Origin of the sequence: Paracoccus sp. PAR01 (genome assembly GCF_014851995.1) — a bacterium.
GTDB classification, from domain to species: Bacteria; Pseudomonadota; Alphaproteobacteria; order Rhodobacterales; family Rhodobacteraceae; genus Paracoccus; species Paracoccus litorisediminis.
Window position 1 is genome coordinate 226,637 of the sequence record NZ_JACVAW010000003.1, and the last position, 24,741, is coordinate 251,377.

Genomic DNA, 24,741 nt, shown 5'->3' on the forward strand with positions numbered 1-24,741 from the left:
GGCAAGGTTGCAGCGCTTCTAGGCGCTTGGGGCGCGGGTCGCAAGGGTTCGGGGGCCTCTCAGCGCCCGCCGGGGCGACCGCGTTCGACATAATGCGGCAGGTCGTCTTCGTTGACCGAGACCTGAGCGGCACCGGAACCATGGGCGAAACGCTCCATCAGGGCATTTTCCAATTGGCGGTTCAGTTCACGACTGCGCGCGACATATTCGGCATTGGATTCCAGCGCGACGCCGGGTTTCCAGACCTCGGCCAGCTGGCGCAGCCCGGCGCGGTCCATCTGGTAATAGATCCGCTCCAGCTCGGCGGCCTCGTATTCGGACAGCCCCGCACGCTCCAGCACATAGCGCCCGGCGCGCAGCGAGCTGTCGAAGGTCTCGCGCACGATATGGTCGACCTTGGCGTCATAAAGCCGATAGACATTCACCCGGTCATAGGCGCGGGCAATGATGACGATGTCGGGCTTAATCTCGCGCGCGTGGCGGATCAGGCGCATGTTCGCCTCGGGGTCGTCCATGGCGGCGACAAGGATCTGGGCCTTGCCGATGCCCGCGGCGCGCAGGATTTCCGGGCGGGTCGGGTCGCCGAAATAACCCTTGAAGCCAAAGCGGCGCATGACCTGAATGACTTCAAGGTCATGATCCAGCACGGTGGTCTGAAAGCCCGACATGGTGACCAGCCGGTTCACCACCTGCCCGAAACGGCCGATGCCGGCGATGATGATCGGCTGCTGTTCCTCGATTTCATCGGGGGGCACGACGGCGCGTTCCTCGGCGATGCGGCGCGAGATGTAATCCGACAGGATGAACAGCAACGGCGTCGCCAGCATCGACAGCGCAATGACCAGCAGCATCGACTGTGCCAGCTGGCGCGGCAGGATCGACAGCGACAGCGCAAAGGAAATCAGGACAAAACCGAATTCGCCCGCCTGCGCCAGTGACAGGGTGAACAGGCTCCGGTCCCTGCCCTTGAGCCGCGTCACGCGGGCGATGCCGTAAAGCACCAGCGACTTGATCGCCATCAGCGTGACCGTCATGCCAAGGATCGTGACGGGTCGGTCCAGCAGCGTCTGCACATCCATCCCCGCACCGACGGTGATGAAGAACAGACCCAGCAGCAGCCCCTTGAACGGTGCGATCTGGCCTTCCAGATCATGGCGGAACTCGGACCCGGCCAGCACCACCCCGGCAAGGAAGGTTCCCAGCGCATGCGACAGCCCGACGAATTGCATGAGCGAGGCAATGCCCACCACGATCAGCAGCGCCAGCGCCGTGTCCAGTTCCCCCACGCGCGAGGCGTTGACATAGCGGAATGCCGGGCGGACCAGATACTGCCCGATCAGGATGATGACGGCCACGGCGCCCACGGTGACCAGCGCCAAGGCCCAGCCCGGAAGCCCGTGCAGCATCGCGGCATCGGGATGCTGCTCTCCGGTGCCGACTGCGGTCTGCACCGCCAGCAGCGGCATCAGCGCGATCATCGGGATGACGGCGATGTCCTGCGTCAACAGCACGGCGAATGCGCTGCGCCCGCCCGCCGTCTGCATCAGCGATTTTTCTGACAGGGTCTGCAGCACGATGGCCGTCGAGCTGAGCGACAGGATCATCCCCATCGCCAACGAGACCTGCCAGCTTTGGCCCAACACCATCGCGACCGTGGCCAGCAGCGCCACCGTGCCCAGGATCTGCATCCCCGCCAGCCCCAGCAGCTTGTGCCGCATCTGCCAAAGCGTGCGCGGGTCCAGTTCCAGCCCGATCAGGAACATCATCATCACCACGCCGAATTCGGCGAAATGCTGAAGGTCGGCCATCTCGCGCGCGGAACCCGCCAGTCCCAGCACCGGGCCGATCACGATCCCCGAGATCAGATAGCCCAGCACCGATCCCAGTCCCAGCCGCGCCGAGAGCGGCACGGCGATAACCATGGTCAGCAGATAGACCGTGGCGACCGGGAGGAATGTCTCCATCTACCGCCCGTCCAGCAGCCGCAATTCGCGCTGACGGCCTGCCTTGACATAGGTCAGTTTGCCATTGCCGATCGAGTTGATCGTGCCGCCGTCGATCTTGTCGCCCAGACGCACGGTGACGACCTTGCCATTGCGCAGCCGGATCAGCGCGCGGCTGGCATTGCCCGCCCCGATGATGCCGATGATCGTGGTGCGGCCGGTATCCATCGCCCGGCGCTGCGTGGCATTCGACGCGACGCTGGCCGAGGTCGAACCGCCGCGCGGCACATTGGCCGCGACCTCGGGTTCGTCGTCGATTTCCTGCGGCTTGTAGACCTGCTTCTGGGCACGGGCGGCGCGTTCCTCGGCCTCGGCCTGGGCGCGGGCACGGGCTTCAGCCTGGGCGCGGGCCTGGGCTTCGGCGGCAGCATCGGCCTGAGCGCGGGCGCGGATGCGGGCCTCGGCCTGGGCTTGCAGCTGTTCGTCCAACGCGCGGCGGGCGGCCAGTTCGGCCTCGCTGGGACCTGCGGCGGGCGCGGCAACTGCCGCAGCGGCTGCAGCGGCGGGGGCCTCGGGCTTGTCGTCATCCTCGGCCTCGGCGGGGGCGCTGGCCCCACCGCTGCGGCGCGGCGGCAGTGGCGATGACGCCAGCTTGGTCGCGTTCGGAATGGCGGGCGAGGCATCGACGGCAGCGGCAATGGCCTTTTCCACCGCTTCATCCGAGATCGGCGCGGTCGAGGCGCGGCCACCGGGGCGACCATCGGGACGGGCCGAGGGACGCGAGGAACCATTCAAAAGCCCGCCGGAATTGCGGGCGGGCGATGCATTGCTGGCCGAACGCAGGGCCTCTTCGACGGCGGCGGGGGAAACCGCGTCGCTGACCGGCTTCGCACCGGCAGGTTTGCGCTTGGGCCGGGCATCGGCAAAGCGCGGGCCAAAATCGCGCGGCACGGGTTTGGCCGCGACCAGCCCCTGGCTGCGCAGGTCAAGGATCAGCGCGTCAAGCTGGCGCTGCTCGGCCGGGTCAAGCAGGTCGGCATCATCGATCAGGTCGGGGGCCGAGCCTTCGGGACGCTGCGGCGGGCGACCAGCGGCAGGCAGGCTGCGGGTTGCGCCTTCGGCGCTGGCGCTTTCGCGGGTGGCCGGGGCGGTCTGGGTCGCGCCCGAACGGTCGACGCGCTTGCGCTGCGGCGGGCGACTGCTGTTCAGCGGCTGGCCGGATTTCTGCGTGGCCGTATAGGGCAGCGGGCTTTCCGGTACCCGCGGCGCGGTATCGACGCGCGGCTCGGTGGTCTGGGGCGTGCTGCGCCGGGGCGACAGTTGCGGACGCGCCGAATTGGTCACACGCGTGGCCGCAGGTGCCGCGGGCTGGGCCGCGGCCGGGGCGGGCGCGGTGCCGGGCCGCTTCTGCGGCGCAGGAACCTCGGCCACGGCGGCGGGCGTTTCCGGCTGCGCTGCAGGTTCGGCGGCAGGCTGCGGGGTGGGCTGCGGCGCGGGCTGGGCCTTCGACGGCTCGCTCGACCCCGAGGACACCACCGCCGCAGCCGTGGCCGAAGCCGCGACCAGCACCCGGCGCGCGCGTTCGGGCGGCATGTCGGCCAGCGTCACCTGTTTTCCGACGGGGGCCGTCTGGGGTTCCCGTTTCACCGGATTGGGCGCAGCGGCAACCGGAGCCGGGGCTTCGGGGGCTGCCGGAGGGGCGGGTGCGACTGGTGCCGGAGTAACGGTTTCCTCGATGACCGGCATGGTCTGCGGCGGTGCCGGTTCAGGCTCCGGGGTCGGCGCATTCACCGTCACGATCGGCAGCGGATCGGGGGTAGCCGCAATCTGTGCGGGCCGGGCCTCGGGGACGATAAAGGCCCAGATCAGCACCAGTCCGACCAGCAGCGTGGCCAGCATCGCGGTCAGCATACCAACACTGCGGCGGCGCTGCGGCGGCGCGGGGGTGCGGGTCGGAGCCGCAGGCGCAGGCGCAGGGGCGGCAGCGGCGGTCGGCTTGGCCTGCCGCGCTTCGGCGGCGCGGCGATGGACGGCGCGGGCGCGGGCATTGAGCATCGGCGAGGGCGCGGCAACGGGCGTCGGCGCGGGCGGGATCGGTGCGGGACGCGCGGGGGCATGGCGCACGACGGGCGGAACCTTGATCTCGGCCTCGGTCGGGGCGTGATCCTGCGTCGCGGCCAGCGCGGCGGCTGCCTCAAGCACGCGGGCCTCATGTTCGGGATCGGCGGGCGTGGGCTCGACCGTTTCCGGGGCGATGGTGTCGGCTTCGACGGGGGGCTCGGCCTGCACCTCGGGCTCGGCCTCGGGGGTGGGATCGGCTGCAACGACAGGCGGCGGGGCCACGACCACGGGGGTCGGTTCGCTCGGCTCCTCCTCGATCATCAGTTCCGAGGCCGTCACCCCGGCCGAGCCGGGATCGACCACCGGGCGGTGACGCGGGGCAGGATCGGGTTCGAAGACCGGTTCGCCGGGGAACAGCTCGCCCTCGGGATCGGCGCAATAGGCTTCGCCGTCGAAGCCGTATTGCAGCGCGAATTCGCGGGCCTCGCGCAGGGTCTGGCGGGCGACGGCGGCAACGCGGACGCTGTCGCTTTCGCCGCGCCAGTCAAAGGCCAGCTCATCGATGGCATAGGGGGTCAGCCCGTCCAGCGCACGCGCCACCGCCCAATCGCGATCCCCCGAGGGCGGCACGGTCAGCGTCGTGTACAGGATCTGGTCGTCGGGAATGATCAGCGTGACCGGCATCAGCACATCCGCGCCCTGCCCCGTCGCCATCATGCGCAGGTTGACCAGCACCTCGCGGAAGTCCGGTTCGTCGAAATCGACGGAACCCAGATGCCGCCATGCCGGTTGCCGGGCGCGGTCCGTCGCTTCAAGCGGGCGTTCCCGCTTCTGCAGGTGCACGGCGTCGCCGCCAAATGACAGGCCATATTCGGTAGCGGAATCATGCGACATTTCGCGGCTTTGCCTTGCAGTCCCGGGCGCGTTCGCGCGTTTATGAATTATTCCTATGGACTACCGCAGAACGCGATCCGTGAAAAGCCAAACACCTATATGTGAGGGACCCGAAACGGGAAAATCGCGTTAACTGGGCTCGACCCAAACCTGCCGCGCCGGATGCCTCCGGCGCTCCAAGGAGAAATACATGATGACCCGACTACGTCCGACCCTGACGGTGGCCACGATCGCGCTGCTGGCCGGCCTGCCCGCACTGGCCCAGTCCCCCGTCCCTGCTCCGGACGCACCGCCGCCTTCGCATATGATGGGTCACCACGGGATGCCGCATATGGCCAAACTGACCGTGACCGGAGAGGCCAGCGCCACCGCCGAGCCTGATCTGGCAATCATCACGCTGGGCGTCAGCACCGAGGGTGACTCGGCCGCCGCCGCCATGTCCGAGAACTCGACCCGCCAGAAGGCCGTCATCGACGCGCTGACCGCCGAGGGGATCGAGGCGCGCGACATCCAGACCTCGGGTCTGAACCTGTCGCCGCGCATGCAATACGACAACAACCAGCCGCCGAAGATGGTCGGCTATACCGCGCAGAACAGCGTCACCGTGCGCGTGCGCGACATCGCCGGTCTGGGCGCGGTTCTGGACAAGCTGGTCGCCACCGGCGCCAATGAGATCAGCGGCATCAGCTTTGCCCGCGAGGATCTGGAAGCCGCGCAGGATCAGGCCCGCGCCGACGCGGTCAAGGACGCCCGCCGCCGCGCCGAGCTGATGGCCGAGGCCGCCGGGCTGAAGCTAGGCAATATCCGCGCACTGACCGACAACCCGGTCAGCGAGGGGCCGCGCCCGGTCATGGCGATGCGCGCCGAGGCCAAGGCCGACAGCTCGGTTCCGATCGCGGCGGGTGAACTGGAGATCAACGCCCGTGTTTCGGCGGTGTTCGACCTGTTGCCGATCGACGCGCCAGATGCGCCGGTTCCGCCGCCCGCACCGGCCAACTGAATTCGGGAAAGCCGGCGGAAACCATTCCGCCGGCTTTCTTTTTCAGGCGGTCGCTGCAGCCAGCGCTTGATCCAGATCGGCGATCAGGTCGGCCGGGTCCTCGATCCCGATGGACAGGCGCACCACGTCCGGTCCCGCACCTGCGGCAATCTTCTGTTCGTCGGAAAGCTGGCTATGGGTGGTCGAGGCCGAATGGATGACCAGTGAACGAGCATCCCCCAGATTGGCGACATGGCTGAACAGTTTCAGGCTGTCCACCAGCTTCACCGCCGCGTCATAGCCGCCCTTGATCGAGAAGGTGAAAAGCGCCCCCGCCCCCTTGGGATAGACCCGCTTTGCCGTGGTATTCCACGGCGACGAGGCCAGCCCCGCATAGGTCACCGACAGCACGCGCGGGTCTTTCTCCAGCCATTCCGCGACTTTCTGGGCGTTTGCGACATGTTTTTCCATGCGCAGGCCAAGGGTCTCGATCCCCATCAGCGTGTAATGCGCCCCCTGCGGATTCATGGTCATGCCCAGATCGCGCAGGCCAATGGCGATGGAGTGGAAGGTATAGGCCAGATTGCCAAAGGCCTTGTGGAAGGTCAGGCCGTGATAGGCGGGCTCGGGTTGGGACAGGCTGGGGAACTTGTCCGAGGCCGACCAGTCGAAGCGCCCACTGTCAATGACCACGCCGCCCGTCACCGTGCCATTGCCGGTAAGGTATTTGGTCAGGCTGTGGACGACGATGGTCGCCCCCATCTCGATCGGTTTGCACAGCCACGGCGAGGCCAGAGTATTGTCGACGATCAGTGGCAGGCCGAGTTCGTCGGCAAGCTTCGCAAACGCCGGAATATCGGTGACATAGCCGCCAGGATTGCTGATCGATTCACAGAAAATGGCGCGGGTGTTTTCGTCCACGGCGGCACGCAGCGCATCGAGATCGTCCAGATCGACAAATTTCGCCCCCCAGCCAAAGCGCTTGATGGTCTGGCTGAATTGCGTGATGGTTCCGCCGTAAAGCCTTGTTGAGGCGACGACATTCGCCCCCGGCCCCATCAGCGGGAACAGCGCCATGATCTGCGCCGCATGGCCCGAGGAACAGCAGACCGCGCCCGCGCCCCCTTCCATCGCCGCAAGACGGTTCTGCAGCGCCGCGACCGTCGGATTGGTCAGGCGCGAATAGATATAGCCCAGCTCCTGCAGCCCAAAGAGCCGCGCGGCATGGGCGGCGTCTTTGAAGACATAGGCGGTGGTCTGGTAGATCGGCACCTGCCGTGCCCCTGTCGCCGGGTCGGGCGCCGCCCCAGCATGGATGGCGAGCGTATCAAAGCCCCAGTTCTCGGACATTGGCGATCCTCCTATAGCCTCGGGCGAGACTAGGGGCGGGTCAGGGCATGTGGCAATGGGGAAGAAAATTCCCAGCCGCCCTGCTTGTCGCACGGCGGCTGTGGGTATTTGTGAAACGGTGAAACCGCTTAGGCGCCGAGTTGGCGGACCAGCGCGGCGAGGCGTTCGGTCGAAGGATCGTGGCCGGGCGCGGGTTGGTCTTCCAGCAGCGGCGCGACTTTCAGCGCCAGTTCCTTGCCCAACTCCACACCCCATTGATCGAAGCTGTTGATGCCAAGGATCACCCCTTCGACAAATACGCGATGTTCGTAAAGGGCGACGATCTGGCCCAGGGTCCGGGGGGTAAGCTCGCGGTACAGCAGCGTCGTCGAGGGACGGTTGCCGGGGAAGACGCGGTGGCGGGCCTGACGCTCCAGCTCGGCCCCCGTAAGGCCCTTGGCGCGCATGAGGTCGCGGGCCTCGTCCAGCGAGCGGCCGCGCATCAGCGCCTCGGATTGCGCAAGGCAGTTTGCGGCCAAAAGCAGGTGCTGATGCGCGAGTTCTGGTTCATGGCCGCGCGCCGCCAGCATGAATTCGCAGGGGATGACCTGCGTGCCCTGATGGATCAGCTGATAGAAGGCGTGCTGGCCGTTGGTCCCCGGCTCGCCCCAGATCACCGGGCCCGAGGCAAAGGGCAGATCGCTGCCATCCATGGCCACACGCTTGCCGTTCGATTCCATTTCCAGCTGCTGAAGATAGGCCGGCAACCGGGCAAGGCGGTTATCATAGGGCAGCACGGCGCGCGAGCCGTAGCCGCAGACCTGATTGTGCCAAAGCCCGACCAGCGCGAGGATCACCGGCAGGTTGTCCGCCAGTGGTGCGGTCTGGAAATGCTCGTCCATCGCGGCGGCACCGGACAGGAAGTCGTCGAATGCCTCGGGGCCGATGGCGATCATCAGCGACAGGCCGATCGGTCCCCACATCGAATAACGGCCGCCGACCCAATCTTCGAAGCCGAAGACACGGGTGGGGTCGATGTCCCACGCGCCGGTGCGGTCGGTGGCGGAACTCAGCGCCGCGAATTGCGCCGCCGGATCGCTGACAGCCTGCGCCATCCAGGCGCGGGCGGTTTCGGCATTGGTCATCGTCTCGATGGTGGTAAATGTCTTGGAGGCCACGATGACCAGCGTCGTCGCCGGATCAAGGCCCGCCAGCGCATCGGCAATATCCGCCCCGTCCACGTTCGAGACGAAATGCACCCGCGGCCCGTCATGCCAGGGCGACAGCGCGCGGGTGGCCATGGCCGGACCCAGATCCGAGCCGCCGATGCCGATATTGACCACATCGGTTATGCGACCACCCTGTCCGGTGAAACTGCCATCGCGCACGGCGCGGGCGAAATCGGACATGCGAGCATGGGTGGCGCGGATCGCGGGCATCACGTCCTGACCGTCCACGGTCACGCTGCCTTGCAGGTTGCGCAGCGCGGTGTGCAGGACGGCGCGGTCTTCGGTTTCATTGATGCGCTGGCCGGTGAACATCGCCTCGCGCCGGGCGGCGACGGGGGCGGCCAGATCCAGCAACAGATCGCGGGCACCAGCGTCGATGGCGGTCTTGGACCAGTCCAGCACCAGCCCGTCAGCCGCGGTCGAGAATGTCGTGGCGCGGTCGGGATCGGCGGCAAAGAGGTCGAGGATATGCAGGTCGCCCTGCGCTTGCCGATGCTGGATCAGCGCACTGAAAATCGTGGTCATGTCAGGTCATTCTGCCCAATGGACGGTAATGTCGCCAAGGAAGGCGCGGATCGGGGCGTCTTTCGGGTCCATCGCCTGCGCGCGTTCCAGCGCGGCACGCTTGTCGGCCCCGGTGATCATCAGATGGGTGTGGATCGCCTTTTGCAGCGCGGGCGCGGTCAGGGTGATCCGAGGCTCGTCCTTGACGCTACGCACGGCCATGACCAGCGGCGCGTCGGGCATCAAAGCCAGCGCGGTTTCATCCGAACCGGGGAACAGGCTGGCCGTATGCATATCGGTCCCCATGCCCAGCAGAAGCACGGTCAGCGGCAGCAGCGGGCGGATCGCGGCGGACAGGCGCTCGGACGCGTCCTCGGGACGTGCATCGCCGGTGTAAAGGTCGATATAGCTGGCCGCCGCCGCATTGCCGGTCAGCAGGTGGCGATGCAGCAGGCGGCTGTTCGAGCGGACATGTTCGCCATCGACCCAGCGTTCGTCGTTCAGGATGACGCTGACCTGCGACCAGTCCAGATCGCTGCCCGAGAGCGTGTCGAATACCGGACCCGGCGTGGTCCCGCCCGGCACGCACAGGCTGGCCGTGGGATTGGTGCGCAGATGCTGGGCAAGCTGGCCCGCGATGCGGTTGGCCAGCGACAGGGACAGCATCTCGCGGTCGGGATATTCGACGAATTCCAGAGTCACGGCCTGATCTCCCTCCAGCGGCGGTTGTCGCGGTGCAGCAGGCGCAGGGCCTCTTCGGGACCGCTTGAGCCCGCATCATAGGGTTCCGGCCGCTTCGATCCAGCCTCCCATTCGGCGATGATCGGATCGGTCCATGCCCATGCCGCCTCGACCTCGTCGCCACGCATGAACAGGGTCTGGTTGCCGCGGATCACGTCCATGATCAGGCGTTCGTAAGCGTCGGGCATGTCGGTGCCATTCGCGCCAAGCGCGTCGGCAAAGCTCATGTCCAGCGGCACCTGCACCAGACGCATCCCCCCCGGCCCCGGTTCCTTGATCATCACGGTCAAGTCCATGCCCTCGTTCGGTTGCAGCTTGATGACAAGCTGGTTCGAGCGCGGTCCGTCGGATTCGTCAAAGATCGAATGCGGCGGTGCCTTGAAAGTGACCACAATCTCGCTGGTGCGGGCACGCAGCTTCTTGCCGGTGCGCAGATAGAAGGGCGTGCCGGTCCAGCGCCAATTGGCGATGTTCACCTTAAGCGCGACATAGCTTTCGGTGCGGGAATCGGGGTTTTCCGCGTCCTTGAGGTAATCCGAGCCATCCGGGCTGCCGCGATACTGGCCGCGCACGATGTCGCCCGGCTCCAGCGGTTCCAGCGCGCGGATCACCTTCAGTTTTTCGTCGCGCACCGCGTCGGGGTCAAAGTGATAGGGCGGCTCCATCGCGATCAGGCACAGAAGCTGCATCATGTGGTTCTGGACCATGTCGCGGATCGCGCCGGAATGGTCGTAATATTCGCCGCGCCCGCCGACGCCCACCGTCTCGGCCACGGTGATCTGGACGTGATCGACGTATTGCGCGTTCCACAGCGGCTCGAACAGCATGTTGGCGAAGCGCACCGCCATCAGGTTCTGGACGGTTTCCTTGCCCAGATAATGGTCGATCCGGTAGATCTGGTTTTCCGCGAAATGCCGGGCCAGCGTCGCGTTCAGGTCGCGCGCGGTGGCAAGGTCGCGGCCAAAGGGCTTTTCGACCACGATGCGGCTGTGCTGATCGGCAATGCCGTTTTCGGCCAGCCGCTGGGCGATGTCACCAAACAGCGCCGGCGCGACCGAGAAGTAAAAGGCATGGACCACGCCGGGGCGGATACGGGATTTCAGCTCGGCCCAGCCGTCGCTGCCGCGCGCGTCAATGGCGACATAGCCCAGATGGTTCAGGAAATCGTCGATCTGCGAGAGGTCATCGCCCTTGCCCGCGAATTCGCGGATGGCGGCGCGGGCTTCCTCGCGAAAGGCCTTGTCGTCCTGCTTGGTGCGGGCCGCGCCGATGATCTGGGCCGAGGCCGGGATCTGGCCCGCGACATAGCGCCGGTACAGGCCCGGCAGGATCTTGCGATGGGCCAGATCGCCCGTCGCGCCAAAGATCACAAGGTCGAATTCGTCCACCGGAATGATGCGTGAAACCATCTGCCCCTCCTCATCGTTCGGCTTGGGACTACCGTTTGATAGCGGTAACATCAACCCTGCCCTCATCTTTGTCGTATCCTGTGCTTAACCGCGTGGCGGCGCAACATCGGACCCTGCCAGTCGCGTGATGGCCTTGGCAAGACGGGGCAGTCTGGCGCGCCGCATCAATTCCTTGTGCGGGATTTCTCCGCCTGCCAGACGGGCACGGGCCTCGGTCGCGGCAATGGCATCGGTCACGGCTTCCGGCGCGGACAGATAGATCTCGCGCAGGAATTCGTCGGGATGGATCGCCTGCAGCCCGACGGCGGCCAACGTCCCGCGCGGGAAATCGCGCAGGTTCGCGGTGACGATATGGCTGGCGCCTGCGGCCAGTGCCGCCTCGACCACGTGGCGGTCGGCGGGGTCGGGCAAATCCAGCCCCTCGGCCCCGCCCGAAGGCGCGACCATCGCGGCGGGAAAGCGGTCCTGCAGCAGGGCGATCTCGACCCCGGCCGAGACCCCCTGCCGGTCGGCGGCCAGCCGCCATTCGTCAAGAATGCGCTGCGACCAGAAGGGCTGGAACTGCCCCGTGCCCGCGACATCGGCGAGGATCTCCCTCAGCACGGTCGGGTAAAGCACGCAGGCGTCCAGAACCGCCTTCATCCGTCAAGCCGGAAGAACAGTGCCTTGAGATAGCCCGACTCGGCCAGTTGCGGCAGGGTCGGATGGTCGGGACCGGCCTGACCGGTATGCAGCAACTGCATCCGCCGTCCGCCCCGCCCGATGCCGCGTGCGCTGGCATTGCGGAAGGCCGACAGGTCAGCCGCATGGCTGCACGAGCACAGGCCCAGATAGCCGCCCGGCGCGACCAAGGGCGCGGCCAGCTTCGCCACCCGCTCATAGGCGCGCAGACCGGCTTCAAGCGCCTGTTTCGAGGGCGCAAAGGCCGGCGGGTCGCAAATGACCACGTCGAATTGCGCGCCCTCGGCCTGCAGCGCTTCCAGCTGATCAAAGGCATCGCCCTGACGCGTGGTCAGGCGGTCCTCGGCCCCCATGGCCTTGGCGCCACCCCGCGCCAGTTCAAGCGCCGCAGCCGAGCCGTCGACGCAGGTCGTATGCTCGGCCCCCGCGGCCAGCGCCGCCAGACCGAAGCCGCCGACATGCGAGAACACGTCCAGCACCCGCGCGCCCTTGGCCAGTCGTTGCGCAAAGGCGTGGTTCGGGCGCTGGTCATAGAACAACCCGGTCTTTTGCCCTTGGGTCAGGTCGGCCAGATAGGTCGCGCCATTCATCGACACTTCAACAGGGCCGTTGACAGCGCCGGACAGGATCTCGGTCCGCTCATCCAGCCCCTCAAGGCCACGCACGCGACCCTGTCCGTTCAGGATCACGGTCGAAACGCCGGTGACATCGCGCAGTGCGGCGGCAATATCCTCGATCATGCGATCCGCCCAGGCCGAGTTCGGCTGGATCACGGCAGCATCGCCGAAACGGTCGATGATGGTGCCGGGCAGACCGTCGGCCTCGGCATGGATCAGGCGATAGAAGGGACGATCGAACAGCCGCTCGCGCAGGGCCAGTGCCCGCGACAGTTTCGCGGCGATCCACTCGCGGGTGATGCGGACCTCGGGGTCGGGGTCCATCATCCGGGCGGTGATCTTGGAATTCGTGTTCACGGTGACGACGCCCATCGGGCGACGCTCGGCATCCTCAAGGATGGCAAAGCTGCCGGCGGGAATGGCGCGGGTGCGGCGGTCGACCACCAGTTCATCCGCGAAAACCCAAGGGAAGCCGTGGCGGATGGCCTGCGGTTTCGACTTCGGACGCAGGCGGATAATGGGCAGTTCTTGGGTCATTTCGGGCCTCTTTGGATCGCGGCAGGATTGGCACGGCGGCGCGCGCGGGGCAAGAGTGGTGCGGTTGTATCGTTACCGCTAACGTCCTATAAGGCCGTCAGGAGGACGCCAGCCATGACCCTGCACGCCACCGTCGACAAAGTGACCGACCGCATCCGCGAACGCTCGGCCAAGACCCGCGCCGCCTATGAGGCCAAGATCGCCCGCGCCGCCGAGGATGGCCCGCGCCGCGCGCATCTTTCCTGCGGAAATCAGGCACATGCCTATGCCGCAATGCCCGATAAGGCGGATTTCGCCACCACGCGCAAACCGAATATCGGTGTGGTGACAGCCTATAACGACATGCTGTCCGCCCACCAGCCTTATGAGCATTACCCCGAGATCATCCGCCGCGCAGCCCATGCCGCAGGCGCCACCGCACAAGTCGCAGGCGGTGTCCCCGCGATGTGCGACGGGGTGACGCAGGGTCGCGCCGGGATGGAGTTGTCGCTGTTCTCGCGCGATGTCATTGCACTGGCGGCTGGCGTCGCGCTGTCCCATGACACGTTCGACGCGGCGCTGTATCTCGGCGTCTGCGACAAGATCGTGCCGGGTCTGGTCATTGCCGCGGCGACTTTCGGCCATATTCCTGCGGTCTTTGTGCCTGCCGGGCCGATGCCTTCGGGGCTGCCCAATGACGAAAAATCCAAGGTCCGCCAACAGTTCGCCACTGGCGAGGTCGGGCGCGAGGCCCTGATGGCCGCAGAGATGGCCAGCTATCACAGCGCCGGAACCTGCACCTTCTACGGCACCGCGAATTCGAACCAGATGCTGATGGAGTTCATGGGCCTGCACCTGCCGGGTTCAAGCTTCGTGAACCCGAACACGCCACTGCGCGAGGCGCTGACCACGGCAGCGGTCAGCCGCGCCGCCAGCATCACCCGGCTGGGCAACGACTTCCTGCCCGCGGGCGAGGTGCTGGACGAGCGCGCCTTCGTCAACGGCATCGTCGGGCTGATGTCCACCGGCGGCTCGACCAACCTGATCCTGCATCTGCCCGCCATGGCGCGGGCGGCGGGGGTGCTACTGGACCTTGAGGATTTCCACGACCTGTCGGAATGCGTGCCGCTGATGGCGCGGGTCTATCCGAACGGGCTGGCCGACGTGAACCACTTCCACGCCGCCGGAGGCCTTGGCTTCATGATCGGGCGGCTGCTGGATGCGGGCCTGCTGCATCAGGACGTGCGCACCATCGCAGGCGGCGGGCTGGATTTGTATGCGCAAGAGCCCCGCCTGCAAGGCAATCAGGTGCATTGGGTCGATGGCGCGCGCGAATCGTTGAACGACAAGATCCTGCGCCCGGCATCCGATCCCTTTGCCGCGACTGGCGGGTTGAAGCAGCTTTCGGGCAATCTGGGCCGGGGTGTCATCAAGGTCTCTGCCGTCGCCACCGAGCGCCACATCATCGAGGCCCCGGCCCGCGTCTTTGCCGATCAGGAAGAGGTCAAGGCCGCCTTCAAGCGTGGCGAGTTCACCACCGACACCATCGTCGTCGTCCGTTTCCAAGGCCCACGTGCCAATGGCATGCCCGAGCTGCATTCGCTGACCCCGACGCTGGCGGTGCTGCAGGATCGCGGGTTGCGCGTGGCGCTGGTCACCGACGGGCGGATGTCCGGCGCCTCGGGCAAGGTTCCGGCGGCGATCCATGTCTCGCCCGAGGCCGCGAATGGCGGGCCCTTGGCGCGGGTGCAGGATGGCGACATCATCCGGCTGGATGCGGTCGCGGGGACGCTGGAATGCCTTGCCCCGGATTTCGCCGGGCGTACCCCCGCAACCTACGACCCCGCCGCCAATGCCGAGGGCATGGGCCGCGAGCTGTTCAGCGCCTTCCGCGCCCATGTCAGCCCGGCGACCGAAGGCGCGGCCATCGTCGTCTGACGGGCCACCTGATCCGGGTGGCTAATGGGCCGCCCGGAACGAGATCAGATGGCTTGGCCCGCCCTGCCCCGGAAATTCGCGGCGATGCGCAAAGCTGATCACGCGGATCACCTCGGCACCTTCCTCGGGTCGGACAAAGACCATCCGCAGGTTGTCCCCCTGCTTCGGCTCGGCGATTGCAAACACCCGCGCATCCACCCGGAACCGCCGCCCCGAGCGCGAGACATGCGCCAGTTCCGGCAGGTGCCTTTCGACGCCCGCACGCAGGTCCAGCAGATGGCTGAGACGCCCGGCGCAGCGCTCGGCCAGATCGAGAAGCATCCAGACCGGGCGGCCGATCACCTCATCCCGCGTATATCCGATCAGGCGCAGGTAGCTGTGGTTGATCACAACGATCCGACCCACGCTATCCAGAACAAGAACCGCAGGATGGCTGTGCAGCGCGGGCAGCACGGCATCCGTCCCACATATCAGCGAAATATCATCAGACATGGGCAAACTCCGTTCGGGTTCACCCTATCCCTAGGCCAGATCGCCTAAGATTCGGTTAGCGGGCAGAGTTTTCCGCAGCCTGCGACAGCGGCGGGCCAAAGCGCTGGATCAGCCGGTCGCGGATCTGGTCGCGGATCTGGCGATACAGCGCCAGCTTTGCTTCGCGCCCTTCGGCCAGACCGGTCGGATCCATGATCGGCCAGTATTCGACCTCCAGATGCGCGATGCGGGTCAATTCCAGCGCCTGACGCTGACTGGCCGGGGACAGCGCCACCACCAGATCGAAACTGCCCAGATCATCGCCCCATTCCTTCATTTCGTCGAAGGAACGGGACCGGTGCTTGGAGATTTCGACGCCAATTTCGTTGCAGACGGCGATGGCAAAGCCGTCCACCTCCATGTCGTTCTTGACCCCGGCCGATTGCACATAGGCCACGCGACCGTAGAAATGCTTCATCATTCCTTCGGCCATGGGCGAGCGGATCGCGTTGTGATCGCAGCAGAACAGTATCGAACCTGGGATCTGTCCCGCCACGGCTTACTCCGGGATAAGGGCGCAGATCAGGGTGAAAAGTCGCCGGGAGGTGTCGATGTCGATGACCGCCTTACCTTCCAGCCGCTCTTGCAGGGTGCGGGCCCCTTCATTGTGAATGCCGCGCCGGGCCATGTCTATCGCCTCGATCTGGGCGGGCGGCAGGCGCTTTACCGCATCGAAATAACTGGCGCAGATCTGGAAGTAGTCCTTGACGGTCTGGCGGAACGGGCCAAGCGCCAGATGGAACTCGGCCACGCGCTCGCCGCCATCGGTCGAGATGTCAAAGACCAGCCGCTTTTCGCGCAAGGCAAGGATCAGCGCATAGGGACCGGCGGGGGCGGGCTGCCCCTCGCGGCCGGGCAGGCTGAAGCTGTTTTCTTCGAGCAGGTCGAAAATGGCGACGCGGCGGTCCTGCTCCATCTCGGCCGAGGCCGGAGGCAGCGCGCTGTCGTCGATCGAGATGCGGACGATCCGGGCGGGGGGCTGTCTCATGCACCGCCCCTGTTCAGGGCCCGGATACGGGCCGCGACCGAAAGGCCGTGGGCCGAAAGCCCCTCGGAAGCCGCCAGACGCACCGCAGCCGGGCCGATCGCCGCCAACGCCTCGGGCGTCAGCCGCGCCATCGTCGTGCGCTTGAGGAAATCCATCACCGACAGCCCCGACGAGAACCGCGCCGAACGCGCCGTCGGCAGGACGTGGTTCGGACCGCTGACGTAATCGCCGACCGCCTCGGGGGTCCAGCCGCCAAGAAAGATCGCCCCGGCATGGCGGGTCTTGCGCGACAGCGCATCGGGGTCCGAGACGCAAAGCTCAAGATGCTCGGGGGCGACGCGATCGGAAAGCTTGGCCGCCTCATCCAGATCACGCGTCACGATCACGGTGCCATAATCGCGCCAGCTGGCACCGGCGACGGCAGCGCGGGGCAGCGTCGGCAGGATGCGCTCAACCTCGGCCACGACGGCGCGGGCCAGCGCTTCGTCGGGCGTGACCAGAATCGACTGGGCGTCGGCGTCATGTTCGGCCTGTGCCAGCAGGTCCAGCGCCAGCCATTCGGGGTTCTGTTCGCCTTCGGCAATGATCAGCACCTCGGACGGGCCTGCGATCATGTCGATGCCGACGCGACCAAAGACATGGCGCTTGGCGGCGGCGACATAGGCATTGCCGGGGCCGGTGATCTTGTCGACAGGACGGATGGTTTCGGTGCCATAGGCCATGGCCGCAATCGCCTGCGCCCCGCCGATGCGGTAGATTTCATCGACGCCCGCGAGTTCGGCGGCCAGCAGCACCAGCGGATTGACGATGCCATCCGGGGTGGGCACGCAGATCACCAGACGCTCAACACCCGCCACGCGCGCAGGAATCGCATTCATCAGGACCGAGGAAGGGTAGCTCGCCTGCCCGCCCGGCACATAGAGCCCGGCGGCGGAAACCGGCGTCCAGCGCCAGCCCAGGGTCGCGCCCTCGGGGTCGGTCCATTCCATGTCCTCGGGGATCTGGCGGGCGTGATAGGCGCGGATGCGTTCCGCGGCCAGCGCCAACGCCGCGCGATCCTCGGGCGAGACCTTGGCGGTTTCCGCGGCGATCTCGGCCTTGGAAAAGGCGATCCCGCCCGGCGCAAGCTGCAACCGGTCGAAACGACCGGTCAGATCAAGCAGCGCCTCGTCACCCCTTTCGCGGACATCCGCGATGATCGCGCTGACAGCCTCGTTCACGTCGGCCGCGTCCTCGCGCTTCATCGACAGCATGTCGAGGAAACGCTGTTCAAAATCGGGCTGGGCGGTCGAGAGATGAAGGGGCATGGTCACGCTCGCGATATAGGAACTTGTTAGCGGCTGGAGCCAGACGGCTCAAGCGGCGATCACGGTGGGTTTGCGGCGGGCGCGACACTTGGACGCGCCGCCGCAATTGGGTATTTGGGAATGGTGAAACCCGAAGGTCAGGTTCAATCCTGCGGATGTTCGGGGGCGCGGCGCGAGGGCGCGATATAGGGGCGGGTCACGTCGCGCAGTTCCACATTCAGGCATTCCGCATCGATGACCAGCGTGCCGTCGCCTGCGAATTCCAGATGCAGCCGCCCCGTGCCGTCCTGTCCCGCTTCCCATTTGAGTGCGAGCAGTTCCAGAATCAGGTCGCTGTCGGCGCGGTCGATGCCGTCGCTTTGCACGCGCTGCACGTCCGAGATCAGCAGGACGGCGCGGACCCGCTCATACGGGCGATCCTCGCGCTTGGCCTGTTCGGCATCCTCCCAGCGGAAGCGGTTCAGCAGCAAGGCCAGCTGGCGCTGGCGCATGTCATAGGAAATTTCGGTCACCGGCAGGATCGAATCCTGCACCAGCGCCGAAATCACCGTCAGGTCGTCCGTATCCGCTGCAGCCAATGCAAGCGGCGCGGGATCGGCATCGGTGAAGCGTGCATCACTCATCAGCGGTGACCCCCTTGATGCGTTCGATGTCGGCTCCGACGCCGCGCAGCTTGCGCACGACTTTTTCATAGCCGCGATCAAGGTGATAGACGCGACTGACCACGGTTTCACCTTCGGCGGCCAGACCGGCAAGGATCAGACTGACCGAGGCGCGCAGGTCCGTCGCCATCACGCGGGCGCCGCGCAGCTTGCTGGTGCCGTGGACGGTGGCGTGGCCGCCATGAACGTCGATGCGCGCACCCATGCGGATCAGTTCCGGGGCATGCATAAAGCGGTTCTCGAAGATCTTTTCCTCAAGCACCGAGGTCCCCTCGGCGGTGCAAAGCAGCGCCATCATCTGCGCTTGCAGGTCGGTCGGGAAGCCGGGGAAGGGCTCGGTCACGACATCGACAGCCCTCACGCGGCCATTCTTGCGCGAGACCTTCAGGCCGCGATCGGTTTCGGTGACGTCGATTCCGGCCTCGTCCAGCTTTTCGCAGAAGGCGGCGACCAGATCGATGCGACCACCAAGGCATTCCACCTCGCCGCCGCAGATGGCCGGGGCCAGCATGTAGGTGCCCAGCTCGATCCGGTCGGTCACGACCGGATGCGTCGCGCCGCCCAGCGTCTGCACGCCTTCGATGCTGATGGTCGAGGTGCCCTCGCCGTCGATATGCGCGCCCATGCGACGCAGGCACTGCGCCAGATCGACGATCTCGGGTTCGCGCGCGGCATTCTTGATCACGGTGGTGCCGCGGGCCAGCGTGGCGGCCAGCAGCGCATTTTCCGTGGCCCCGACCGAGACGATCGGGAAGTCGATGACCGCGCCCTTCAGCCCGCCTGCGGGGGCCTTCGCGTGGACGTAACCGTCGCGCAGGTCAAGCTGGGCGCCCATGGCCTCGAAGGCCTTCAGGTGCAGGTCGACGGGACGCGCACCGATGGCGCAGCCGCCGGGCAGCGACACGATCGCATGGCCGTCGCGGGCCAGCATCGGCCCCAGAACCAAGATCGAGGCCCGCATCTTGCGCACGATCTCGTAATCGGCGGTGTGGTTGTTCAGGTCATGGCTGGACAGCGTCAGCACCTGACCTTCCTGCAGGCTGGCGACCTCGGCCCCCAGCGATTGCAGCAGCGCCGTCATCGTGCGGATGTCGGACAGCCGCGGCGCGTTGGTCAGCGTCAACGGCTGATCGGTCAGCAGCGTCGCCGGCATAAGCGTCAGGCAGGCATTCTTGGCACCTGTGATCGGGATCTCGCCCTTGAGCGGCCCGTTCCCCCTTACGATGATCTGATCCATCTATTCCTCGTTCTCGGACGATTTGGCGGCCGGAGCCGCGTCCTGCACCCGTTGGTCATCCTCGGGGAGATCCTCATGCGACGCGCGCGCCCGGCTTTGCGCCTTGCGGCGGGCCAGATTGGCCCGGAGGGCGGCTTTCAGCCGTGCCTCGCGGGGGTCGGCGGCTTGCGGTGGTCGGGGTCCCTTGGTCATGCGCCCCTGTTACCCTTTGCGCGGGCTTGCGTCCAGCACGGCGGATTCGGGTGATTTGACGAAAATTCCAAATTTTTGATTTTCCCCTCTTGCGCCCCCCGAACGCTCGGTCTAAACGCCCCTCCAACGGCGCTGCGGTAGCTCAGTGGTAGAGCACTCCCTTGGTAAGGGAGAGGTCGAGAGTTCAATCCTCTCTCGCAGCACCAGAAAAATCCCTTTGATTTTGAATGGTTTTCAGACGTGCCGCGCCTTGCGTCGCTCCGAACCGCATTTCCCACGCACCTCCGGATGACCCGCGCGAGGTTTCGACCGATCCCGTCGCGATATCGCCTTTGGCCGTCATGATCCTGTTGTATCCGGCAGGCATTCTCCGGACCCGTAGACCCCCAAACGTAAGTCGCGCCCGGCAGTCCCCCTGCCGGGCGTTTTCCGTCCGCTGCACTGGACCTATCGGGATCGGGGGGCTAAGCATGCGACTGCGCCGACCGACTGGAGGAGAAGGTTCGGGCGCTTCCCGATTTTCAGGAATGCTCCGGGGAGGACATGACCGACAGCTTGCTTATTCTTGCCGCCGGGTTTCTGGGCGGCATGCTGAATGCCGTCGCCGGAGGCGGCACGTTCATCACATTTCCCGCCCTGGTCGCCAGCGGCGTGCCGGTGGTCATGGCCAATGCGACCAGCACCGTTGCCGCATTGCCCGGCTATCTGTCCTCGGCGATCGGTTTTCGCCACGAGATCGCGCAAATCGACCGCAGACTGGTGCTGCGGCTGACCCTGCAGACGCTGCTGGGCGGGATCGTCGGCTCGGCGCTGCTGCTGGTATCGTCGAATACGGCCTTTGCATTCCTGGTGCCGTTCCTGCTGCTGGCGGCGACGCTAAGCTTCCTGTGGGGCGGCAAGGTCCGGCAATGGGCCGGCGCACATCGCAATGCCGTCGCCCCCTTCAGTGCCGGGACGATGATTCCCGTGGCGGTCTATGGCGGCTATTTCAACGGCGGGCTGGGCATCATCCTGCTGGCGCTGTTCGCGCTGTGGGGGATGACCGACCTGAACCGCATGAACGGGCTGAAGACCTGGCTGTCCTTTGCGCTGTCGGTGATTGCGCTGGGTATCTTTGCCGTCGGCGGTCAGGTCGCCTGGGCCCCCGCTGCGGTGATGAGCGTGGGCACCATCCTTGGCGGCTATATGGGGCCGCCTTTGGCACGTCGCATCCCGATGCCCTTGCTGCGGGCATTGATTGCGGCCGTCGGCTTTGGCATGACGGCGCTGTTCTTCTGGCGGCTTCTCTGACGCCAGCCCAAACCGAAAGGAACTACAATGTCCGACATCAAACGCATCGAGACCGGCGCCCGCATGAGCCAGGCCGTCGTCCATAACGGCATCGTCTATCTGGCAGGCCAGGTCGGCAAGCCCGGCGAAAGCGTCACGGACCAGACCAAGGAAGTTCTGGCCCAGATCGACCGTCTGCTGGCAGAATGCGGTTCGGACAAGACCCGTATCCTGACCGCGCAGATCTGGCTGGCCGACATGGCGAACTTCGCCGAGATGAACGCTGTCTGGGACGCCTGGGTCCCGGCTGGCAACGCCCCTGCCCGCGCCACCGGCGAATCGGCACTGGCTACCCCCGACTACAAGGTCGAGATCATCGTGGTTGCCGCGCAGAACTAAGCGCATCCATGACGGAACGCGCGGCGCGCAGGCCCGGAGCCTCGCCGCCGCGCCCCAACCGCTGCATGGTCAGCGCCATGGCCTCATGCTGCGCGGCTTGCGCCTGCGGGTCCTCGATCAGATCGTAAAGCGCCTTGGACATCGGGCCGGGCTGGCATTTGCGGCCTAGAAATTCGGGCACGACCCGTGTCTCGCTGACCAGATTTACCAAGGTCACCGTATCGGTCTTGAGCAGCAGCCCGATCAGCATCCGGCTAAGCGGGGCCACGTCATAGCCGATCACCATCGGCACGTCATTCGCCGCCAGATCCAGACTGACCGTCCCCGAGGCCGCCAGCGCCAGATCGGCCGCGGCAAAGGCCGCTTTCCTCTCATCGTCAGTGTCGACCACGATCGGCGCGGTCGGCCAGCGTTTGGTCATGTCGCGCACCAGTCCGGCGACGCCCCGTACCGTCGGGATCACGACCCGGATCTCGGGAACGCGGTCGCGCAACTGCATCAGGGCTTCGTCAAAGCGGGGACCAAGGCGGGCGACCTCGCCACGGCGCGAACCGGGCAGGCACAGGATCAGCGGGGCATCTGGCGCGATGTCATGGGCGGCACGAAAGGCCGCACCCTGCTCGCGGGTGGCGACGGGTTCCGCCGCGATCGGATGGCCGACGAAATCGCAGCTCATGCCGGCGGCCTGCATATAGGGCGGCTCAAAGGGCAGGATCGCCAACACGTGGTCGATGACCTTGGCCATTTTCGTCGCGCGCCCGGACCTCCAGGCCCAGACCGAGGGGGCGACATAATGGATGGTCTTCAGGTCGGGAACCAGTGCACGCGCCTGCCGCGCCACGCGCAGGCAGAAATCCGGGCTGTCGATGGTGATCAGCACATCGGGACGCGCCTCGGCCACGGCCCGCGCCGTCTGGGCGATCCGCGCCTTGAGCTGGCGGTATTTCGGCAGCACCTCGACGATGCCCATGACCGACAGCTCTTCCATCGGGAACAGGCTGTCCAATCCCTGCGCGGCCATCGACGGCCCACCCACGCCAACGAATTCCGCATCCTGATCGAGGCTTTTCAGACCGGCCATCAACGGCCCGCCCAGATTATCGCCCGAAGGCTCGCCAGCGATCAGGAAGAATTTCATAAGCTTGCTCCGGTTGCGCCGCCCCGGTTTGGGTATTTGTGAAACGAAGAAATCGCCAAGGGCTTTCTTCGTTTCTTAAATACCCAATTCACGCCCGCGCCCACAGGAACAGACCGGCGTCATGGGCCAGGCGCACCGATTCTTCCCGGTCCAGCAGGATGACGCTGCCCGCTTCCCAGACAATGCCGCCCAGTCCCGCATCTGCGGCCTGCCTGACAGTATCGGGACCGATGGTCGGCAGGTCGATGCGACGGTCCTGGCCCGGCTTGGGGGCCTTGTACAACACACCCTTGGCCCCTTTCGGGTCGGGCTTCAGCCCGGCATGGAGACGCGCAAATTCCAGCATGGCCTGCGTGCCGGGCAGCGCCTCGACCGCAAGGCACAGACCCTGCGCCACGACCGCGCCTTGGCCAACATCCAGCGGCCCAAGGCCATGGACGATCTCGGACGCACGGGCGGCATCCTTCTGGTCGCGGGGACTGGGTTCGCCGGTCAGGACGCCCTCACCGGGGACCAGTTCGGGCAGGACCTCATCGACCGAGACGATATGGATCCCGGCCTCTTCGAACAGATCAAGGACGGCGCGCAGGGCAGCATCGTCGCCCGATTGCATGCCCATCAGGATACGCGGCACGATGGCCATGGTGCGCGGGTCGAACAAGCCGGGTTCGATCCGGGGACGGCGGATTGCACCTGCAAAGACGGCCTGCGTCACCCCGAGTTCGGTCAATTCGTCAAGGAAGGGGATCAGGCGTTCCAGCCGGAACGGCTTGGCGGCGACTTCCGGGGTCAGATGCTCCAGCGCATAGACAAGCGGCTCGTCCAGCGCGGCGGCGACGGCAGAGGCCAGATGCCCCTCGCCTGCGATCAAGGCAATGCGGCTCATGAATGGGGGGCCAGGAAGCTGCGGTCCGACGGACCAAGGATGAAATCAAGCACTTCGCGCACCATCGGCCCGGTTTCCTCGTCGGCCATCTGGCGGGCGGTATCGCGAAAGCTGCCCTCGCCCAGACGCGACAGCATGTTCCGCAGCGCGTGCAGTTCCTCGCGCGAGGCGCCGCGGCGCTTGAGGCCGACGAAATTCAGCCCGTCCAGCTGGCCGCGCGGCCCCTGCACGAGGCCGAAGGGAATGACATCCGCCGTCACCATGGTCAGTGCGCCGATCATCGCGCCGCGACCGATGCGGACGAATTGATGGACGCCGGCAAGGCCGCCGATGGTCACGTCATCCTCGACCACGCAATGCCCCGCAAGCGCGGCATGGTTCACGATGGTGACGCGATTGCCGACCTGACAGTCATGGGCGACATGGCTGCCGGCAAGGAACAGCCCGTCATCGCCGACGCGGGTGATGCCACCGCCGCCCTCGGTGCCGGGGTTCATCGTGACGTGTTCGCGGATACGGTTGCGGGCGCCGATGACCAGCCGGGTGCTTTCACCCTTGAACTTGCGGTCCTGCGGCACTTCCCCGATCGAGGCGAAGGAAAAGATCTGCGTCTCATCCCCGATTTCCGTGTTGCCGGTGACGACGACATGGGACTTCAGCACCACGCCCCGGCCTAGTGTGACCTCGGGGCCGACGACGCAGAAGGGGCCGATCTCGCAGTCCTCGCCGATCTTCGCGGCGGGGTCGATGACGGCCGAGGGGTGGATCAGCGCCTCAGCCATTGTCGCCACGGTTCAGCATCGCCATCACCTCGGCCTCGGCGGCAAGAACGCCGTTGACGATGGCGCGGCCCTCGAATTTCCAGACCTTGCCGCCACCGCGCAGGGTCTTCATGTGCAGTTCCAGCACGTCGCCGGGCACGACCTTGGCGCGGAAGCGGCATTTGTCGATCGACATGAAGTAGGTGCCCATGCCCTTGTCGGCCAGATCAAGGCTGACGCCGACCAGCACGGCGGCGGCCTGCGCCATCGCCTCGATGATCAGCACGCCCGGCATCACCGGCTCTTGCGGGAAGTGGCCCTCGAAATGCGGCTCATTCGAGGTCACGTTCTTGATCCCGACGCAGCTTTCGCTCGGGACGATGTCGCGAACCTTGTCGACCAGCAGGAAGGGATAACGATGCGGCAGGATGCGCTTGATCGTGGCCAGATCGACTTCGGTCGGCGGGATGTAGGTGGTCTCGTCGGCGGCCATCGCGGCGTTCCTCTTGAACTGTTTTGGTTTGCCTAGC

At 66.2% G+C, this 24,741-nt stretch carries 23 protein-coding genes and 1 tRNA gene; 5 read left to right on the forward strand and 19 right to left on the reverse strand.

From position 1 onward, the window contains the following. Positions 1 to 59: 59 nt before the first annotated feature. Positions 60 to 1,964, reverse strand: coding sequence for a monovalent cation:proton antiporter-2 (CPA2) family protein (locus IB235_RS08635; protein ID WP_192336381.1), 1,905 nt, complete (start codon positions 1,962 to 1,964; stop codon positions 60 to 62). After that, positions 1,965 to 4,898 carry a hypothetical protein gene (locus IB235_RS08640; protein ID WP_192336382.1) on the reverse strand — a complete coding sequence of 978 codons (2,934 nt, stop codon included), beginning with the start codon at positions 4,896 to 4,898 and terminating at the stop codon, positions 1,965 to 1,967. A 193-nt stretch (positions 4,899 to 5,091) separates the two neighbouring features. Here IB235_RS08640 and IB235_RS08645 point away from each other — a divergent pair, with 193 nt between their 5' ends. After that, positions 5,092 to 5,898: an SIMPL domain-containing protein gene (locus tag IB235_RS08645; RefSeq protein ID WP_192336383.1), complete on the forward strand. Its 807-nt coding sequence runs from the start codon at positions 5,092 to 5,094 to the stop codon at positions 5,896 to 5,898. A gap of 42 nt (positions 5,899 to 5,940) precedes the next feature. On the opposite strand, the gene IB235_RS08650 is transcribed toward IB235_RS08645, so the two are convergent. The 6 genes from IB235_RS08650 to IB235_RS08675 form a co-directional block, all read right to left on the reverse strand. Then, on the reverse strand, positions 5,941 to 7,227 hold the full coding sequence (locus tag IB235_RS08650) for an O-acetylhomoserine aminocarboxypropyltransferase/cysteine synthase family protein (RefSeq protein ID WP_192336384.1): 1,287 nt from the start codon (positions 7,225 to 7,227) through the stop codon (positions 5,941 to 5,943). 128 nt (positions 7,228 to 7,355) lie between these two features. Next, the gene (gene pgi, locus IB235_RS08655; RefSeq protein ID WP_192336385.1) at positions 7,356 to 8,960 is read right to left on the reverse strand and encodes a glucose-6-phosphate isomerase; all 1,605 of its coding nucleotides are present in this window, start codon (positions 8,958 to 8,960) and stop codon (positions 7,356 to 7,358) included. 6 nt (positions 8,961 to 8,966) lie between these two features. After that, on the reverse strand, positions 8,967 to 9,635 hold the full coding sequence (gene pgl, locus IB235_RS08660; RefSeq protein ID WP_192336431.1) for a 6-phosphogluconolactonase: 669 nt from the start codon (positions 9,633 to 9,635) through the stop codon (positions 8,967 to 8,969). A 2-nt stretch (positions 9,636 to 9,637) separates the two neighbouring features. Then, on the reverse strand, positions 9,638 to 11,089 hold the full coding sequence (gene zwf, locus IB235_RS08665) for a glucose-6-phosphate dehydrogenase (protein ID WP_155039703.1): 1,452 nt from the start codon (positions 11,087 to 11,089) through the stop codon (positions 9,638 to 9,640). An 84-nt stretch (positions 11,090 to 11,173) separates the two neighbouring features. Next, positions 11,174 to 11,731, reverse strand: a complete 558-nt coding sequence (locus IB235_RS08670; RefSeq protein WP_192336386.1) for an RSP_2648 family PIN domain-containing protein — start codon at positions 11,729 to 11,731, stop codon at positions 11,174 to 11,176. Further along, positions 11,728 to 12,924 (reverse strand): RSP_2647 family RNA methyltransferase, encoded by a 1,197-nt coding sequence (locus IB235_RS08675; RefSeq protein WP_192336387.1) that lies wholly within the window; start codon positions 12,922 to 12,924, stop codon positions 11,728 to 11,730. Before IB235_RS08675 ends, IB235_RS08670 begins: the two co-directional genes overlap by 4 nt. Before the next feature lie 114 nt (positions 12,925 to 13,038). On the opposite strand from IB235_RS08675, the gene edd reads away from it, so the two are divergent. Then, positions 13,039 to 14,841: a phosphogluconate dehydratase gene (gene edd / locus IB235_RS08680; protein ID WP_192336388.1), complete on the forward strand. Its 1,803-nt coding sequence runs from the start codon at positions 13,039 to 13,041 to the stop codon at positions 14,839 to 14,841. A gap of 21 nt (positions 14,842 to 14,862) precedes the next feature. Here the strand turns inward: edd and IB235_RS08685 are convergent, their stop codons facing one another. From IB235_RS08685 to IB235_RS08715, 7 genes are all read right to left on the reverse strand, one after another. Further along, complete coding sequence (locus IB235_RS08685; protein ID WP_192336389.1) at positions 14,863 to 15,333, reverse strand: PAS domain S-box protein; 471 nt, start codon at positions 15,331 to 15,333, stop codon at positions 14,863 to 14,865. Positions 15,334 to 15,388: 55 nt separating this feature from the next. Continuing rightward, on the reverse strand, positions 15,389 to 15,868 hold the full coding sequence (locus IB235_RS08690; protein WP_192336390.1) for a low molecular weight phosphatase family protein: 480 nt from the start codon (positions 15,866 to 15,868) through the stop codon (positions 15,389 to 15,391). Between the two features lie 3 nt (positions 15,869 to 15,871). Next, entirely contained in the window at positions 15,872 to 16,360 is a 489-nt protein-coding gene (locus IB235_RS08695; RefSeq protein WP_155039708.1) for a UPF0262 family protein, read from the reverse strand. Next, a complete protein-coding gene (gene hisD / locus IB235_RS08700) occupies positions 16,357 to 17,667 on the reverse strand; it encodes a histidinol dehydrogenase (RefSeq protein WP_192336391.1) in 1,311 nt (436 codons plus the stop codon). Before hisD ends, IB235_RS08695 begins: the two co-directional genes overlap by 4 nt. A gap of 143 nt (positions 17,668 to 17,810) precedes the next feature. After that, positions 17,811 to 18,290, reverse strand: coding sequence for a DUF2948 family protein (locus IB235_RS08705; protein ID WP_192336392.1), 480 nt, complete (start codon positions 18,288 to 18,290; stop codon positions 17,811 to 17,813). After that, positions 18,283 to 19,566, reverse strand: a complete 1,284-nt coding sequence (gene murA / locus IB235_RS08710; RefSeq protein WP_192336393.1) for a UDP-N-acetylglucosamine 1-carboxyvinyltransferase — start codon at positions 19,564 to 19,566, stop codon at positions 18,283 to 18,285. The genes IB235_RS08705 and murA overlap by 8 nt, the downstream gene beginning before the upstream one ends. Then, positions 19,567 to 19,758: a hypothetical protein gene (locus tag IB235_RS08715; protein ID WP_155039712.1), complete on the reverse strand. Its 192-nt coding sequence runs from the start codon at positions 19,756 to 19,758 to the stop codon at positions 19,567 to 19,569. Between the two features lie 131 nt (positions 19,759 to 19,889). On the opposite strand from IB235_RS08715, the gene IB235_RS08720 reads away from it, so the two are divergent. The 3 genes from IB235_RS08720 to IB235_RS08730 all read left to right on the forward strand — a co-directional run bounded on the left by IB235_RS08720 (position 19,890) and on the right by IB235_RS08730 (position 21,426). Then, a tRNA-Thr gene (locus tag IB235_RS08720) sits at positions 19,890 to 19,964 on the forward strand. A 337-nt stretch (positions 19,965 to 20,301) separates the two neighbouring features. Beyond that, entirely contained in the window at positions 20,302 to 21,048 is a 747-nt protein-coding gene (locus IB235_RS08725; RefSeq protein WP_192336394.1) for a sulfite exporter TauE/SafE family protein, read from the forward strand. A gap of 27 nt (positions 21,049 to 21,075) precedes the next feature. Beyond that, the gene (locus IB235_RS08730; RefSeq protein WP_155039714.1) at positions 21,076 to 21,426 is read left to right on the forward strand and encodes a RidA family protein; all 351 of its coding nucleotides are present in this window, start codon (positions 21,076 to 21,078) and stop codon (positions 21,424 to 21,426) included. Here the strand turns inward: IB235_RS08730 and lpxB are convergent. From lpxB to fabZ, 4 genes are all read right to left on the reverse strand, one after another. Next, the gene (gene lpxB / locus IB235_RS08735) at positions 21,401 to 22,564 is read right to left on the reverse strand and encodes a lipid-A-disaccharide synthase (RefSeq protein ID WP_192336395.1); all 1,164 of its coding nucleotides are present in this window, start codon (positions 22,562 to 22,564) and stop codon (positions 21,401 to 21,403) included. The two genes, IB235_RS08730 and lpxB, sit on opposite strands and share 26 nt — an antisense overlap. An 88-nt stretch (positions 22,565 to 22,652) precedes the next feature. Beyond that, positions 22,653 to 23,450 carry an LpxI family protein gene (locus tag IB235_RS08740; RefSeq protein WP_192336396.1) on the reverse strand — a complete coding sequence of 266 codons (798 nt, stop codon included), beginning with the start codon at positions 23,448 to 23,450 and terminating at the stop codon, positions 22,653 to 22,655. Then, positions 23,447 to 24,232, reverse strand: coding sequence for an acyl-ACP--UDP-N-acetylglucosamine O-acyltransferase (gene lpxA / locus IB235_RS08745; RefSeq protein WP_192336432.1), 786 nt, complete (start codon positions 24,230 to 24,232; stop codon positions 23,447 to 23,449). Before lpxA ends, IB235_RS08740 begins: the two co-directional genes overlap by 4 nt. Next, the gene (gene fabZ, locus IB235_RS08750) at positions 24,225 to 24,704 is read right to left on the reverse strand and encodes a 3-hydroxyacyl-ACP dehydratase FabZ (RefSeq protein WP_155039718.1); all 480 of its coding nucleotides are present in this window, start codon (positions 24,702 to 24,704) and stop codon (positions 24,225 to 24,227) included. The genes lpxA and fabZ overlap by 8 nt, the downstream gene beginning before the upstream one ends. Positions 24,705 to 24,741 lie beyond the last annotated feature (37 nt).